General features: G+C 45.5%; 13 protein-coding genes. 3 read left to right on the top strand and 10 right to left on the bottom strand.

Features of this window, described 5'->3' with window-relative positions; all coding sequences use genetic code 11:
- Positions 1–12 precede the first annotated feature (12 nt).
- The gene (gene purL / locus OH461_RS12670) at positions 13–3,909 is read right to left on the bottom strand and encodes a phosphoribosylformylglycinamidine synthase (RefSeq protein WP_270020978.1); all 3,897 of its coding nucleotides are present in this window, start codon (positions 3,907–3,909) and stop codon (positions 13–15) included.
- Positions 3,910–4,237: 328 nt separating this feature from the next.
- Between purL and mltF the strand changes: the two genes are divergently transcribed.
- Complete coding sequence (mltF, locus tag OH461_RS12665) at positions 4,238–5,776, top strand: membrane-bound lytic murein transglycosylase MltF (RefSeq protein WP_270020977.1); 1,539 nt, start codon at positions 4,238–4,240, stop codon at positions 5,774–5,776.
- Positions 5,777–5,950: 174 nt separating this feature from the next.
- A complete protein-coding gene (locus tag OH461_RS12660; RefSeq protein WP_270020976.1) occupies positions 5,951–6,085 on the top strand; it encodes a hypothetical protein in 135 nt (44 codons plus the stop codon).
- A gap of 38 nt (positions 6,086–6,123) precedes the next feature.
- Here the strand turns inward: OH461_RS12660 and tadA are convergent, their stop codons facing one another.
- From tadA to OH461_RS12625, 7 genes are all read right to left on the bottom strand, one after another.
- Positions 6,124–6,639, bottom strand: coding sequence for a tRNA adenosine(34) deaminase TadA (gene tadA / locus OH461_RS12655; protein ID WP_443088460.1), 516 nt, complete (start codon positions 6,637–6,639; stop codon positions 6,124–6,126).
- Between the two features lie 108 nt (positions 6,640–6,747).
- On the bottom strand, positions 6,748–8,028 hold the full coding sequence (locus OH461_RS12650) for a hemolysin family protein (protein ID WP_270020974.1): 1,281 nt from the start codon (positions 8,026–8,028) through the stop codon (positions 6,748–6,750).
- Between the two features lie 233 nt (positions 8,029–8,261).
- Complete coding sequence (locus OH461_RS12645; RefSeq protein ID WP_270020973.1) at positions 8,262–9,821, bottom strand: AbgT family transporter; 1,560 nt, start codon at positions 9,819–9,821, stop codon at positions 8,262–8,264.
- 338 nt (positions 9,822–10,159) lie between these two features.
- On the bottom strand, positions 10,160–10,612 hold the full coding sequence (locus OH461_RS12640) for a prepilin-type N-terminal cleavage/methylation domain-containing protein (RefSeq protein ID WP_270020972.1): 453 nt from the start codon (positions 10,610–10,612) through the stop codon (positions 10,160–10,162).
- Positions 10,602–11,843, bottom strand: coding sequence for a hypothetical protein (locus OH461_RS12635; protein ID WP_270020971.1), 1,242 nt, complete (start codon positions 11,841–11,843; stop codon positions 10,602–10,604). Before OH461_RS12635 ends, OH461_RS12640 begins: the two co-directional genes overlap by 11 nt.
- Positions 11,840–12,445, bottom strand: a complete 606-nt coding sequence (locus OH461_RS12630; protein WP_270020970.1) for a PulJ/GspJ family protein — start codon at positions 12,443–12,445, stop codon at positions 11,840–11,842. Before OH461_RS12630 ends, OH461_RS12635 begins: the two co-directional genes overlap by 4 nt.
- Positions 12,432–12,938: a GspH/FimT family pseudopilin gene (locus tag OH461_RS12625; protein WP_270020969.1), complete on the bottom strand. Its 507-nt coding sequence runs from the start codon at positions 12,936–12,938 to the stop codon at positions 12,432–12,434. The genes OH461_RS12630 and OH461_RS12625 overlap by 14 nt, the downstream gene beginning before the upstream one ends.
- A 102-nt stretch (positions 12,939–13,040) precedes the next feature.
- On the opposite strand from OH461_RS12625, the gene OH461_RS12620 reads away from it, so the two are divergent.
- Positions 13,041–13,472 (top strand): type IV pilin protein, encoded by a 432-nt coding sequence (locus tag OH461_RS12620; protein WP_270020968.1) that lies wholly within the window; start codon positions 13,041–13,043, stop codon positions 13,470–13,472.
- 77 nt (positions 13,473–13,549) lie between these two features.
- Here OH461_RS12620 and dnaJ read toward each other — a convergent pair whose 3' ends face one another.
- Complete coding sequence (gene dnaJ, locus OH461_RS12615) at positions 13,550–14,701, bottom strand: molecular chaperone DnaJ (RefSeq protein WP_270020967.1); 1,152 nt, start codon at positions 14,699–14,701, stop codon at positions 13,550–13,552.
- 247 nt (positions 14,702–14,948) lie between these two features.
- Positions 14,949–16,865 carry a molecular chaperone DnaK gene (gene dnaK, locus OH461_RS12610; protein ID WP_260259638.1) on the bottom strand — a complete coding sequence of 639 codons (1,917 nt, stop codon included), beginning with the start codon at positions 16,863–16,865 and terminating at the stop codon, positions 14,949–14,951.
- Between the last annotated feature and the right edge of the window lie 187 nt (positions 16,866–17,052).

The raw sequence follows: 17,052 nt of genomic DNA, 5'->3' as shown, positions 1-17,052 counted from the left end.
ATAAGTAACTAATTAACCAATGTTCTTACGTGCGTTTTGGAACATGCGCATCCAAGCACCGTTCTCACCCCAACCTTCAGGAGACCATGAGTTCGCTACTGTGCGGAATACACGCTCAGGGTGCGGCATCATGATAGTTACGCGACCGTCTTGAGTCGTTAGACCTGTGATTGCGTTTGGTGAACCGTTCGGGTTGTTCGGGTATTGCTGAGTCGCGTTACCGTGGTTATCCACATAACGCACTGCAACTGTACCTGATGCTTCAATCGCTGCTAGGTGGTCTGCATCACGTACTTCTACGCGGCCCTCACCGTGAGATACTGCGATTGGCATACGTGAACCTGCCATGCCGTCGAAGAATACAGAATCAGACTTCTGAACTTCCACTAGGCTAAAGCGAGCTTCAAAACGCTCAGATTCGTTACGAACAAAGCGTGGCCACAGATCTGCACCTGGGATTAGCTCTTTCAAGTTCGATAGCATCTGACAGCCGTTACACACACCTAGAGAGAAGGTATCTTCGCGTTGGAAGAAGCCTTCAAACTGGTTACGAGCTTGCTCGTTGAACAGGATAGACTTCGCCCAACCTTCACCCGCACCTAGTACGTCACCATAAGAGAAACCACCACACGCCACAAGACCTTGGTACTCTTCTAACGCTGCTTGACCGGTTAGGATATCGCTCATGTGGATATCAGTCGCTTCAAAGCCTGCACGGTCGAAAGCTGCTGCCATCTCAACGTGAGAGTTAACACCCTGCTCACGCAGAATTGCCATCTTCGGCTTAGCACCTTTCGCAATATAAGGAGCAGCGATGTCTTCGTTCACATCGAAGCTTAGCTTAACGTTCAGACCTGGGTCAGAATTGTCTTTCTTCGCTTCGTGCTCTTGGTCAGCACATGCTGGGTTATCACGCAGACCTTGCATCTTATGCGTTGTCTCAGCCCAGATAGTGCGTAGTTCAGTACGGTTACGTGATAGCACTTCAGTAGCAGCCGAAGTAATCACCAACTCGTCTGAATCATTCACGCTACCAAGAACGTGTGAGCATGCTTCAAGGCCAAATGACGCTAACGTTGAAAGAACAACATCTAAATCTTCATCACGAACTTGAATAACCGCACCAAGCTCTTCGTTGAATAGCGCCGCTAGAGTATCGTCACCTAACGCTGCAACATCTGCTTTCACACCACAGTGACCCGCGAATGCCATCTCTGCAAGCGTAACGAATAGACCACCGTCACCCTTATCGTGGTAAGCCACCACTTGGTCGTTCGCAACCAGTGCCTGAACCGCTTCGTAGAAACCTTTTAGCTGCGCTGCGTTGTCTACGTCTGCTGGCTTATCACCAAGCTGCTTGTAAACCTGCGCTAGTGCTGTAGCACCTAGACGGTTTTGACCGTTACCTAGATCGATTAATACAAGGCTAGTATCACCTTTGTCTGTGCGTAATTGCGGAGTAATTGTCTTACGAACATCTTCAACACGAGCAAACGCTGTGATGATTAGAGATAGTGGCGAAGTTACTTCTTTCTGCTCACCGTTCTCTTCCCACTTGGTCTTCATCGACATTGAATCTTTACCGACTGGGATAGTTAGGCCAAGTGCAGGACATAGCTCTTCACCAACCGCTTTCACCGCTTCGTAAAGACCTGCATCTTCACCCGGGTGACCCGCTGGAGACATCCAGTTTGCAGACAGTTTAATGTGTTTGATATCACCGATATTTGTCGCAGCAATGTTGGTGATTGCTTCACCCACCGCTAGACGAGCTGAAGCACCGAAGTCTAGTAGAGCAACTGGTGTACGCTCACCCATTGACATCGCTTCACCGTGGTAAGTGTCGTAACTTGCAGCGGTCACTGCACAGTTAGCTACTGGAACCTGCCATGGACCAACCATTTGGTCACGCGCAACAAGACCTGTCACCGTGCGGTCACCGATAGTGATAAGGAATGTTTTTTCTGCAACCGTCGGAAGACGTAGCACGCGATCCACGGCTTCGTTTAGCTCGATGCCGTCTCGGTTAACCGCTGGATTGTTCGCTTTTAGCGTTTTCGCATCGCGGTGCATCTTAGGCGTCTTACCTAGAAGCACATCCATTGGCATATCGATTGGCGTGTTGTCGAAGTGTGAATCTTCAAGTTTCAGTTCACGCTCTTCTGTTGCGATACCAACAACTGCGTATGGTGCACGTTCACGCTTACAGATTGCATCGAATACTTCCATATTCTCTGGTGCAACTGCCATTACGTAGCGCTCTTGGGATTCGTTACACCAGATCTCAAGTGGGCTCATGCCCGGCTCGTCGTTTGGTACATCACGCAGTTGGAAGATACCACCGCGCTCACCATCGTCTACAAGCTCTGGAAGTGCGTTAGAGATACCGCCCGCGCCCACATCGTGGATAAATGCGATAGGGTTAGCATCACCAAGTTGCCAACAACGGTCGATCACTTCCTGACAGCGGCGTTCCATCTCTGGGTTTTCACGCTGTACTGAAGCGAAATCTAGGTCTTCGGCTGATTGACCCGATGCCATTGAAGAAGCTGCACCACCGCCAAGACCGATGTTCATTGCAGGACCACCCAGTACGATTAGGCTTGCACCTACTGGGATCTCTTTCTTCTGAACGTGCTCGTCACGAATGTTACCCATACCACCAGCAATCATGATTGGCTTGTGGTAACCACGAACCTCTTCACCTGCGTGAGAGTTCACTTTTTCTTCGTAAGTACGGAAGTAACCCAGTAGGTTTGGACGACCAAATTCGTTGTTAAACGCTGCGCCGCCAAGTGGACCTTCTAGCATGATATCTAGAGCATTGACGATACGACCCGGCTTACCAAAGTCCGTTTCCCATGGCTGTTCAAAACCAGGAATGCGTAGGTTAGAGGTTGTGAAACCAACAAGACCTGCTTTTGGCTTACCACCAATACCTGTTGCGCCTTCGTCGCGGATTTCACCACCAGAACCTGTTGATGCGCCCGGCCATGGAGAGATTGCGGTTGGGTGGTTGTGCGTTTCCACCTTCATTAGGATGTGCGCTTTCTCTTGGTTGTAACCGTACTGGCGAGTTTCTGGGTTCGGGAAGAAACGACCCACATCAGAACCTACCATTACTGCTGCGTTATCTTTGTATGCAGACAGTACGTTTTCTGGCGTTGTCTCGAATGTGTTCTTGATCATCTTGAACAAAGACTTCTCTTGCTTAACGCCGTCGATAGTCCAGTCTGCGTTGAAAATCTTGTGGCGACAGTGCTCTGAGTTCGCTTGTGCAAACATCATTAGTTCGATGTCAGTTGGGTTGCGATCTAGCTTGTTTACGAACGCATCGTAAAGGTATTCGATTTCATCATCTGCAAGTGCAAGACCAAGGGTAACGTTTGCGTTTTCAAGCGCAGCGCGACCGCCTTTTAATAGGTCAACGTCAGCGACTGGCGCAGGCTCTGCCACTTGGAAAAGCGCTGCTGCAGATTCGAAGTCTGTGAAGATAACTTCCATCATGCGATCGTGCAGGATAGCTTTTAACTCAACCAGTTGAAGTTCAGAAAGCTCTGCCGATGATTCGATGTAGTAAGCGGTACCGCGCTCAAGACGAGCAATCTTATCTAAACCACAATTGTTTGCGATATCCGTTGATTTTGAAGACCAAGGCGAGATAGTGCCCGGACGTGGCGTCGCAAGTAGAAGAAGACCTTCTGGTGCGTGTTCCTCAATAGTAGGACCGTAAGTTAGGAGCTTTTCTAGTTTCTTAACTTCTTGATCATCTAGATCTGCTGTTAGGTCAGCAAAGTGCGCAAATTCAGCGTAGATGCCAGTAACAGGCAGGCCAAGTTCACGACAAAGCTCTAAAAGCTTGTTTACACGAAATTCAGATAGAGCTGGGGAGCCACGAAAAATTCTCATGTGCTTAGGTCTCTTATGCTATAGGTTAAGGTGATATTGGAATAAATTCAGTGGGTTAAACTGTTTTCTTCGAAGCTATTCCCGAAAGTACATCCCGAAGGTTTCGCAAACCTATGCCGATCCCACCTCTCCTATGCGGGCGCATTATATAGCAATTAATTTTGTGATGTAACACCAAAAGCAAACGTTTGCTTAATTTTTTTCGTCAATTTTGAATTACAGCAAAATTGCTCAAAAAGACCACGGCTATCTCGATAGTTTCGCCAGATTCTTGCCTTGTCTGATTACTTTGATATAAAGGCTCTACGCATATATGAGAAACCTATCAATGAATAGACACATTTTGTCCCGAGCAAAGTCTTTTGTTTTACTTTGTTTTACAGCCGTACTGCTTTCAGGCTGTCAAATTGAATCAGAGCCTAAGAGCACCTTAGATCAAATTCGTGAACGTGGCGTGCTTCGCGTGGGCACACTCAATAACCAACTCTCTTACTATATCGGCCCTGATGGCCCGACAGGTTTAGACTACGAAATTGCGCGTCAGTTTGCTGATGAACTGGGGGTTCGCCTTGAAATGAAGCCTGCTTATCGAATTTCCAACCTCTACCCTGCGTTAGAGAATGGCGAAATCGATCTTATTGCAGCAGGTCTAACACAATCTCCAGAACGTTTAGAACGCTTCAGAGCAGGCCCTGCTTACTACTACGTCAGCCAGCAACTGGTGTATAAAAAAGGCGCTTGGCGACCACGAAAACTGAGCTTGTTACTAAAAAAACAAGCCGAGTTAATTGAAAAGAATAATGGTCTGCCAGTTGTCACTATTGTTGGTGACTCGCACTTTAATAAGACACTATCAGCCATCAAGCAGCAGCATCCTGAATTTGAGTTCACCATTGACCCTGACTCTGATGTTAACGACCTACTGAAAGCCGTCTCTCGCGGTGAAATACCTTTCACTATCGCCGATTCGGTAGAAATTTCACTTTCTCAACGCATCTACCCTGAAGTTGCAACGGCCTTTGACTTAACAGAAGACCAACCTGTTTCATGGTTCTTACGTCAATCTGAAGATGAAAGCTTATACGCACTACTGATTGAGTTTTTCGGCAACCTAAAACAATCAGGCCATTTAGCCGCGTTGGAAGAGAAATACATCGGTCATATTAATAGCTTTGACTACGTCGATACCCGCGCCTTTATTCGTGCGCTCGATTCAAAGCTACCGAAATGGCAACCTCTATTCCAAAAATACTCTGAAGAATTCGACTGGCGTTTGATTGCGGCGCTGGCTTACCAAGAATCTCACTGGAACCCAAATGCGCGCTCTCCTACTGGTGTGCGTGGCATGATGATGCTGACCCTTCCGACCGCAAAAATCGTAAAGGTTTCGAACCGTCTTGACCCTGAGCAGTCTGTTCGAGGTGGTGTGGAATACCTGCGACGCATGGTCGCGCGAATTCCAGACTCCATTGATGAGCATGAAAAGATCTGGTTTGCACTGGCTTCATATAACGTAGGCTTTGGTCATGTGATGGATGCTCGTCGTCTAACGAAGCGCCAAGGGGGTAACCCAGACGCATGGTCTGACGTGAAAGACCGTTTACCTTTGCTACGCCAAGCCAAATACCACAGCCAAACTCGCTACGGTTACGCGCGTGGTGATGAAGCGAAGAAATACGTCGAAAATATCCGTCGTTATTACCAAAGCATCATTGGCCATATTGAGCAACAAGCCCCCGATGAAGGTGATGTAGACATTAACGAATTAACCGTCATTGAAGTTGACCCCGGCTTACTCTCCGGTGCGACAGCAAGCCAATCAGCCGCGCAACCGGCCGAAGTAAGCGCAGCGTCAACCAGCCAATAAACTTTACTTAGATCAATACAACTAGGGGTAACTCATTTTTTGATGAGTTACCCCTTGAATTTTGAGCTAGAAATCATAGATACTCTGTGGCCCGCTTATTACATGAAAACGCACATAAGCGTCACTTTAAAGCGGGATATACAAGTAACATTAAAATAAGCAGGAGGTTGTTTTATGAGCAGACGTAGAATGCAGTCAAAACGCCTTAATAAAACTGTTGCAGCTAACCGACGTAAACGTAGGCTAAGTAATAACAAGAAAAAAGTTATCGCTCGCCATCGTGCATTTATGCAGTTAATTAGCGACTAGTGAGAAAGTTAGCAAACATGGTTAACAATGTTTGCTAACTAAATTCCTGTTTTATCCTGTTCCGATGATGGCTCCGCCACCTCATTCTGATCTAACTTTTGCTTTAATCGCTTCGCTTTAATCTCTTTACGACGTCGACGGAAAAAATCCTGTAGCTGAGCTCGGCATTCGTCTTCCAGCAAACCTTGTTCAATTGTCGCGTAATGATACGCCGCTTGATGTTCAAACAGATTCAATACCGTCCCTGCCGCTCCTGCTTTTAAATCCGGAGCCCCAAACACGATACGTTTCACTCGGCTATGCAGCAGCGCACCTGCACACATAGGACATGGTTCTAAAGTGACGTACAAGGTTGTATCAAGCAGGCGATAGTTTTCTAAAACTTGGCCTGCTTTACGTAAGGTTTGAACTTCGGCATGCGCAGTGGCATCGTGAGCGCCGATAGATTGGTTCCAACCCTCTGCGATTATCTCACCATCTTTAACTAATACTGCGCCTACAGGCACCTCCCCTTCTTGCTCGGCTTGTTCAGCAAGCACCATAGCACGGCGCATGAAAAGTTCATCTTGCTGGGTGAACTGAGGTTTAGACAAAGGAGACTCCTGATCGTATTAAATTGAACTGCGAAGCATACCGAATCTTAATCTTAGTAGCTAACGTTGTTACGGGTTTGAGGAGGCTAATGGCGAAACTTGCACCTCAACAATGCGATTGCTGTCCACTTTCAAAGCTTCAAACTGCCACTGCTGATATTCCATCACCTCACCTTCATTAGGTAGACGGCCCAAACGCCACGTCAGCATACCATTTAGAGTTTGGAATCCCTCTTCCTCACCCTCAATTTCGCTTAGCTCTAGACGGTTCTTTAGCTCACTGATTGGAATCAAAGCATCCATCACTATACAGCCATCTTCAAGCGTCTCTGCCCACAGATCTTCTTTATCGGTAGACAACTCTCCAGCAATCGCTTCCAACACGTCATAGTGAGTCACAAGGCCTTGAATGTCCCCATACTCATCAACAATAAACGCCATCTCAGAGCCAGACTGCTTGAAGTGCGTCAGTAGCTTCAGCCCTTTCATCGATTCAGGGACATACACTGGCTGCTTAGCCATACCCACCACAGATTGCACGGTTAAATTGCTGCCGTAGCTCAGAAGAGCTTTCGATGAGACGGTACCAATCACTTTGTCCAACCCACCACGGCACAGCGGAAAGACACTGTGTTTGGTCGCACGTATTTGCTTTTGAATCGTTTCAATCGGTTGGTCAATATCAAGATAGTCAATATCTCTACGTGGCGTCATCAAAGAGCTAACTAAGCGGTCATCAAGCTGCAATATATTGCGAATCATCTCTTGCTCGCCACGTTCAATCGCACCAGATTCAGAACCTTCTTTTACAATGGCATGAATATCATCTTCAGTGACTTGGTCATTTTGATTACTTTGCCCCATCAACTTGAGCAAACCTTCAGTCGACACCGACAGGGCGACGACGAATGGTCTAGTAATGCGTGATAACCAGTAGATCGGCATGGCAACCAAGACCGCGATGTTCTCAGCGCGGGATTGAGCGAATCGTTTTGGTACAAGCTCACCAACCACAATGGCAAAGTAAGTAATACCAATCACCACAATTAACGTGGAGAGCAGCTCTGCGCTGCCAGTGTCCATCCCGCTTGCGATTAAACTTTGTGCGAGTGGCGCTGATAACGTGGCTTCACCAACGATACCACTTAGCAAACCAATAACAGTAATGCCAATCTGGATGGTGGAAAGAAAACGGGTGGGTTCATCTTTTAGTTGAAGCGCAATCTGAGCCGAACGATGCTTTTCAGCCAGACGTTTTAGCCGACTTGTTTTGGCTGCCACCAGCGCGATCTCAGACATCGCAAATAGGCCATTCAAAACAATCAAGCCAACCAATAAGAGCACTTTCATTAATTCATTTCTCGTAACAGCACACATGTGCCGATCGCGAATATAGCTGTGAATGAGAAAATAATAAACAAAAAAAGAGCCGACTCACTGAGCCGGCTCCCAAACATTAACAACTAAATAATTGGGGTTCTAGCTAGGCGACAAGTAAATCCAGCCCTATGAGCATAGGTTCCCTATGTGATTAGGGGGGATTTACGTAGTCAACAACGCTAGAACAGCAAGAATGACGTTGTTTACATTGTGTAAGTGTATGGCGCTTGAATACCTAGAGGAATACCAATCATCCAGTAAGCGATTAGGAAGATTGACCAACCAATTAGCATCGCGATAGAGAATGGCATCATTAACGATGCTAGCGTACCGATACCTGTCGACTTAACGTAACGTTGACAGTAAACCACGACTAATGGGAAGAATACCATTAGCGGTGAGATGATGTTCGATACTGAGTCACCTACACGGTATGCCGCTTGCGATAGCTCTGGTGAGATACCAACTGCCATAAGCATTGGCACAAGAATTGGACCAATCAGTGCCCATTTCGCTGATGCTGAACCAATTAGAAGGTTAACAGCAGCGGTTAGAAGAATCATACCTACGATGGTCGCTTGACCTGGAAGGTTCATCGCTTTAAGACCTTCTGCACCGTATAGCGCCAGCATTGTACCAATGTTTGATTGAGCAAATGCAGATAGGAACTGTGCACAGAAGAACGACATTACGATGTAAGCACCCATGGTAGACATGGTGTCTGCCATTGCTTTGATGATGTCGTTACTGGTTTTGAACGTACCTGAAACTTTACCGTAAACGTAACCTGGAATGATGAACAGGATGAAGATCAACGGTACGATAGATTTCATGATCGGCGCTGAGAACGCTGTTAGTTCACCCTCTGGAGAACGTAGCGCTGAGTTTTCTGGCCAAAGCGCAGCAACTAGCAGACCAATACCAGCAAGCATTGCAAAACCTGCATAACGGAATGCTTTCGATTCTAGCTCCGTGAAAGAACCAAGATCCGGAGCTTTCTCTGCATCTTCATCGATAGGTGTCTTCTGTAGACGCGGTTCGATGATTTTCTCTGTTACATACCAACCAATCGCCACGATGATGATTGAAGATAGACCAGTGAAGTAAATGTTCGCTAGAGGGTTAATCACATACTCAGGGTCAAGTACGTTAGCCGCTGTTTGAGTAAAACCAGCAAGTAGTGGGTCGATACCCGATGGGATGAAGTTCGCAGAGAAACCGCCTGATACACCAGCAAATGCTGCTGCAATACCCGCAAGAGGGTGACGGCCTGCCGCGTGGAAAATGATACCACCAAGAGGAATAACCAGAACGTAGCCAGCATCAGCCGCTGTGTGCGAGATGATAGCAACCAAGATTAGCATTGGAGTTAGAAGTTTTGCTGGCGTGAAGTTCAGCATCTTCTTTAGACCAGTCGTGATGAAGCCTGATGAATCAGCCACACCCACACCTAGCATTGCGACTAGCACGATGCCCAGCGGAGCAAAACCAGTGAAGGTTTTCACCATGTTTGCTAGGAAGTTAGCTAATGCTTCGCCAGTTAGAAGGTTATTGATAACTAGGGCATCACCTGAACGTGGGTTAATAAGGTCAAACGATACGTTTGATAAAAGTGCTGATGCTACCCAAGTAATAACTAGAGCCCAGAAGAATAGGATTGCTGGGTCTGGAATTTTGTTGCCTGCGCGTTCGATAAAGTTTAAAAAGCGATCCATGCCACTCGGCTTAGGCTCTGGTGCTTTGTTGATTGCTTGATTACTCATGGTAATTCCGTCTGTGATGTTGTTGCTTGTGACCTATTTATATAATTATAGGGGTCGTTACTCAGTGGAGCATTTTATTAAATCTGGCTTACAAAAGCACATAATTCCGTCGTAATTTGCATATTTGGAGACATATTTTGCAAATTTCGAATAATACAATAACAAATAAAAAACAAAACCGAACACAATGCGAAAACATCATTGAAACTAAATTGAAACTTTTACGTGCTAGAAGACAATAAAGTAAAATATCACGAACCAATTTGGCGCAAAAAAGATAGGAAATGAACGAGGATCACAGCAAAAGAAATGATGTATTAATAAAAACACCTATAGCGTTAATCAAACTCGCTGTATCTAGAAAGATAAGAGGTTAAAGAGACGGCATAAGAAGGGGCATATTCGGCACTGTCTGCGACCCTTTTATTCCACCATACGGTGACTGTGAGCTCTTTTAAGTCCCCAGAGAGGCTTCCGGTAACATCCTGAACGTTACAGACCAAGTTGTAACCGCTACTCACCATATCTGCCATACCAGCGCCACAGTGGGCGGCGTTCCCAAGCTGATCAAAAGCGATCACACCTAGAGCGCCACTGACATTGTTTACACGAGTACGATATAGCTCCATTTGTCTTTCTGCATAGTGAAGAGCCTCAATACTTTGCAGTGCGTAATCGGCTTTCTGTTCCACAGTCGCTTGCAACTTCATCAAGCCAAGACTGGCCAAGCCGATAATGGCAAAAGAAATCATAACTTCAAAAAGACTGAAACCACGTTGTTTAGAGATCATTCCAAGAGCCTTTTCGCCAACTAAAGTAATTCGTTCCGCCGCTACCACTGGCCTTTGCACTCGGATCGTATTTAAAAACCATCGAGTTAAAGAAATAGCTCTTCTTATAAGGTATATCGAGAATCAAACCTCCCGTTGAGACAAACGAACCCGCTTGGTAATGCGCTACATCCTTACGGTCTGACGCCCCTAACGTGCCGCTACTCGGCATCAAAGCCCAACGGCTTGAAAAATCTGTACTTGCTGGCTCAGTATTCAAATGATACATAGCACCATAAAATAGCACTGCAGAATAAACTCCAAACAAACCATTCTCTATTACAAGAGTCCTCGGCGAATCAGGTAAAGTCGTAAAGCCATAACCACTTCCAATATCACAATCTCCAACCACCCAAACCCTATCTGTAGATGCAAATTCATTCGCAATTTTTTGGTCACAGTTAGTTGTTGTACCAGTGATCACCTTGTATTCAGATCTGACACTACTAATTTCACTTCTCGGTTTTTGGAAAAACTGTTCAAATGGATCTAAAGATGCGTCTTTAACAAAATCTTCTTTAAAAAAGGCTTTCACTGGATCTTGGCTAGTCGATTTAGAAAAGTTTAAAGAGGTAACAGTTGAAGAATGACATTTGGCGTTTGCAACTGGTGTCGACATCTTAGGCTTAACTGCATTAGTTTCTAGCTTCGCCGTTGGCCCTCCGGAATGAATATAATCTACCTCCTTTGCGTAAGTGACCGACACACACTCCTCATCACCATCAATTTGATTACCAGTTACATCAGGCCAAATCTCAATTGCACCATTAATAACAAAGTGCCCCGTAGCCAAAATAGCGCCATCACCACCACTAGAAGATGATTCCACAGATTTACTTAATACTTCCACATTATCCACTTGGTAAACTAATCGATAAACATTGGCAGCAGTCAATTCTGCGAACAGTTCTTCCGAGGCTGGGATATCCAAACACATACTCTGTAATGCACTGTAGTCTGAATGTGAGCTCCCTTTCGTTAAGTCAGATGCGTGCACTTTTCCAGTTTTCAAAAACGAATAAAAACACTCTAAGGCCCCCTCTCCCGACCAATGTGCACTCCGTGATCGAAGTTCGTTTTGAGCCACTTTAATTTGATGAAAGGTCGTTTTGTAACTGCCCAGTACGAGTAATAATGTTACCGACAACAAGAGTGCGGTCGTCAGCAAAGTCATTGCACCTTTTTGCCTCATTGCCAGTTCCTTTGTTTGATATCCACTTTAAGTGTTTGCGAATGCAGACCATCTTTAGTCACTGCAATAATAAATAGGTGCCAAAGCGAAGAGTGGGTAGAGGAGCTAGAGAGTGGAGTCGAAGAAATAGCAAATGAAGTAACGTCAACAACACCATCATCTAATAAAGAGCGACAATTACCGACACTATTCAAGGTTAGCAGTGTATTTTTGCTAGTAGAACTTTGTTCGCAAACTTGAAGCTTGTTGTCAATCAGTCGATAGCGAACATTGCGAAAATCTGTCAGTCCCACTTCATCCCTATAGTAAGCCATACCAAATTCACTCGCACCGCTGACCTGAATCACATCAGCAGCAGCAGATAGCTTTAGTACTGCACCTAAACCACCATCATATCCAGCCCTTTGAATGTCCTCTTCAACGATTTGAAACGTACTGGTCAAAGACTGCAAAAGATAAAGCTGTTGGCTTTTTTCGTGCGCGACTCTCTGCGCTGAGATGAACACACTGCCAATCAAAACTAAAGAGACTCCCCCCAAGCCAGCAGCTACTAAAAATTCAATTAAAGAGAACCCTACTGTTTTACTATTAGCACTTCTCATAGTCATATACTCCTATGGTTGTGCCACATACCTTTATGCGACCCGGAGGGTTAGCAATAATAACGCTAAGCTGATTGATTGAAGTACCTTTAGGGTGAAATAGCATTGTTCCGCCATTAGGCCGCCCTCTAACTGGATCGAAAGTAATATATTGCGAAGGGTAATTATGTTCGAAAGCGATTTGTTCAAACCCTGAACCATCGAGATAAAGAATGCTCTGCCCTAAAGCACCACTATTGTCGGTAAGCTCTATATACCATTGGCTATCTGGCGCTGGAACAGACTGTGGGAAAGAAAAATGGGCATAAAGCTTTTTATTTCGAGTAACCGCTTCAGACTTCGCTTGAATTAAAAAGCCGTTCAACTCACTGGCTAAACGCTGCATTCTGACCGTTTCCATCACTGACTGGAAACTTGGCACGGCAACCAGCAACATCACCACCAAAAACATCAGTGTGATGACAAACTCTAGTAATGTGAACCCGCGAGTCATTTCCCAATTTCCTCTGCAATTGACTTTGCGAACGCCATTCCGCTTGCAATCATGCTAGCAGCTATTAAAAATGAGCCAATCGGGTTCAAGGAACTACTCGCAATGTCTCTTAAATTAATTTGTAAACCAGGTAAAAAAAAATTAGAGGCGATGACACTGATCGAGTTATTAATCGTGGTTGCCATCGTTGGGATACTGGCCACTTTTGCATATCCAAGCTTTCAATCCCACATTATTAATGCCAACCGAACTGTGGCGATGAGTGACTTGAGTAAAATTCAGCTCTATCTTGAGAATGGCTATGACGGAAGCTATGTTAGCGCTGCAAATTCAGTGATGGCAGGAGGAAGTTGTGGCATTTGCGAATCAGATAGCAATGATTATTCGATAAGTATTAGCGCCGGTACAAGCTCTTACACAATCGAGGCAAAGCCACTTAACCAACAAACAAAAGACACCTGTTTAAGCACGCCAAATGATGTGATTACGTTGAAGCAGACAGGGAAAGGCCAGCCATTGGATTGCTGGGGGTAGATATTAAATACCCAAAGTATGAAACCAACAAAAAAGCCAGCTTAGATAAGCTGGCTTTCGTATTTCTTGTTTGTAAATTAGCTGGTCAAATCATCAAAGAATTTTTTCACACCGTTGAAGAAACCTTCAGATTTCGGCTTGTGCTTAGTGGCTGCTTCACCACCGCAAGATTCTTCAAACTCTTTTAGCAATTCTTTCTGGCGTGAGCTTAGGTTAACCGGAGTTTCCACCACTAACTTAACAATTAAGTCACCGATACCACCACCGCGAACACCTTTCACACCTTTACCACGCATACGGAACATACGGCCTGTTTGCGTTTCTGTCGGTACTTTAAGGTTAACACGGCCATCCAGTGTTGGAACTTCAACTTCACCGCCCAGTGCTGCCATAGCGAAACTTACTGGTACTTCACAGTACAAGTTGTTGCCGTCACGTTCAAAGATATGGTGCTCTTTTACGTGTACTTGTACATACAAGTCACCTGCTGGTGCGCCCATTTCTCCGGCTTCGCCTTCACCTGATAGACGAATGCGATCGCCAGTATCAACGCCTGCAGGGATCTTAACGTTAAGTGTCTTCGTTTTTTGCTTACGGCCTTGGCCGTGACATGAACCACACTTCTCTTTAATGATCTTACCTGAGCCATGACATGTAGGACACGTCTGCTGAACAGCAAAGAAACCTTGGCGCATTTGCACTTGGCCGTGACCATGACACGTACCACACGTATCTGCTGAAGTGCCTTTCTTCGCACCACTACCATCACAGCTATCACAGTGAACAAGCGTAGGTACTTCAATTTCTTTTTCTACACCACGAACTGCTTCTTCTAAAGTCAGCTCCATGTTGTAACGCAGGTCTGCACCACGCTGTGCTCGGTGACCACCACCGCCACCACGACGACCGCCACCAAAAATATCACCAAACACATCACCGAAGATGTCGCCGAAATCAGCACCGCCGCCACCAAAGCCGCCACCGCCGAAGCCGCCGCCACCTTGTTCAAATGCTGCGTGACCGTATTGGTCATACGCCGCTTTCTTCTGCGGATCGAGAAGAATTTCGTACGCTTCTTTTACTTCTTTAAACTTTTCAGCTGCTGTGTCGTCACCCTGATTACGGTCCGGGTGGAATTTCATTGCAAGGCGCTTGTACGCTTTCTTGATATCGCGCTCTGATGCATCACGGCTAACGCCTAATACTTCGTAAAAATCACGTTTTGACATGCTTTAGTCACCAATTTATTACTGCAAACGGGCCATTATCAGCTCCGCTTGGTGTTTTTATATCGTTCTAGCTAAAAGCTTTTCGCTCAATATTCACACTTAAGCGACGCAAAGTACTTAGCTAGAAAGACAGTTTCTACTTACAAACATACGGGCGTTAGAGTTGCCTCCGACGCCCGCATTTAAGTTCTCTTACAAAACTTATTCTCTTTTGATAGGAGAGCCTTAGCCCTCCTAATTACGAGAATTATTTTTTGTCGTCTTTAACTTCTTCGAACTCAGCATCTACAACGTCGTCATCTTGAGACTGTTGTTGACCAGCATCAGCGCCTTCAGCTTGTTGAGCTTGAGCTTGCTGTTGAGCGATTTCCATTAGTTTTTGAGCTGCTGCCATTAGCGCTTGAACTTTTGCGTCGATAGCTTCTTTGTCGTCGCCTTTCTTCGCTTCTTCAAGTTCTTTGATTGCTGCTTCAATCTTCTCTTTCTCGTCAGCTGGAAGAGCGTCACCCGCTTCTTCAACTTGCTTTTGAGTACCGTGAATCATTTGGTCAGCTTGGTTACGTGCAGTTGCTAGCTCTTCGAACTTCTTGTCCGCTTCTTTGTTAGCTTCTGCTTCTTGTACCATTTTCTCGATATCTTCATCGCTTAGGCCGCCAGAAGCTTGGATAGTGATCTTCTGCTCTTTACCTGTCTGCTTGTCTTTAGCAGAAACGTGTAGAATACCGTCAGCATCTAGGTCGAATGTTACTTCGATTTGTGGCATACCACGTGGTGCAGCTTGGATGCCTTCTAGGTTGAATTGACCTAGAGACTTGTTGTAAGACGCTTGCTTACGCTCACCTTGCAGTACGTGGATTGTTACCGCGCTTTGGTTGTCTTCTGCTGTAGAGAAAACTTGGTTCGCTTTTGTTGGGATAGTCGTGTTCTTCTCAACTAGTTTAGTCATTACACCGCCCATAGTCTCGATACCTAGAGACAGAGGAGTAACGTCTAGTAGAAGTACGTCTTTCACATCACCCGCTAGTACACCACCTTGAACTGCAGCACCCATTGCTACTGCTTCATCAGGGTTTACATCGCGACGAGCTTCTTTACCAAAGAATTCAGCAACTTTTGCTTGAACCATAGGCATACGTGTTTGACCACCAACTAGGATTACGTCGTTGATGTCGCTTACTGATAGGTCAGCGTCAGCTAGAGCAACTTTTAGTGGCTCAAGAGAACGTTGAACTAGGTCTTCAACTAGAGATTCTAGTTTCGCACGCGTTACTTTAACGTTCATGTGCTTAGGACCAGTCGCGTCAGCAGTAACGTAAGGTAGGTTTACGTCAGTCTGTTGAGCTGAAGACAGCTCGATCTTCGCTTTCTCAGCTGCTTCTTTAACACGTTGCATTGCTAGTGGGTCGTTCTTAAGGTTGATACCTTGCTCTTTCTCAAACTCACCTACTAGGTAGTTGATTAGACGTGTATCGAAATCTTCACCACCAAGGTGAGTATCACCGTTAGTTGCTAGAACTTCGAAAGTTTTCTCGCCTTCAACTTCATCGATTTCGATGATAGAGATATCGAATGTACCACCACCAAGGTCGTAAACTGCGATAGTGCGGTCGCCGCCTTTCTTATCAAGACCGTATGCAAGCGCTGCTGCAGTTGGTTCGTTGATGATACGTTTAACTTCTAGACCTGCGATACGGCCAGCATCTTTAGTTGCTTGACGCTGTGCATCGTTAAAGTAAGCAGGAACTGTGATAACTGCGCCAGTTACTTCCTCACCTAGGAAGTCTTCAGCAGTTTTCTTCATTTTCTTAAGTACTTCAGCAGAAACCTGAGGAGCCGCCATTTTTTGGCCTTGCGCTTCAACCCAAGCATCACCGTTATCAGCTTTCACGATGTTGAAAGGCATGATTTCGATGTCACGTTGTACTTCTTCGTCTTCGAAACGACGACCGATTAGACGCTTAATTGCAAATAGCGTGTTAGTAGGGTTTGTAACCGCTTGACGTTTAGCAGGTTGACCAACCAGAGTCTCACCATCTGTATATGCGATTACTGATGCCGTTGTACGCTCACCTTCCGCGTTCTCAATTACGCGTGGTTTGTCGCCATCTAAAACAGCAACACAAGAGTTAGTAGTACCTAAGTCAATACCAATGATTTTACCCATCAGGCTATCTCCGAATAAATTCTATTTTCGTTTTGCTATATCCCCTATGTGGGGATGGAGAATAGGGATTCAACCCTTGCTCACAAACAAAAATAATTATGTTTGCTTCTCTATGCCCCTTAGATAAGGGCTGCAAAATACTTTTCAAGGGTCACCACTAAAAAAAATCCATTTTTCTTTGGTTATT

The sequence above is a fragment of the Vibrio sp. LaRot3 genome, assembly GCF_027587025.1.
Taxonomy (GTDB): domain Bacteria; phylum Pseudomonadota; class Gammaproteobacteria; order Enterobacterales; family Vibrionaceae; genus Vibrio.
Note: the sequence above shows the minus strand (reverse complement) of the source record. Positions and strands in the feature narration are given on the sequence as shown.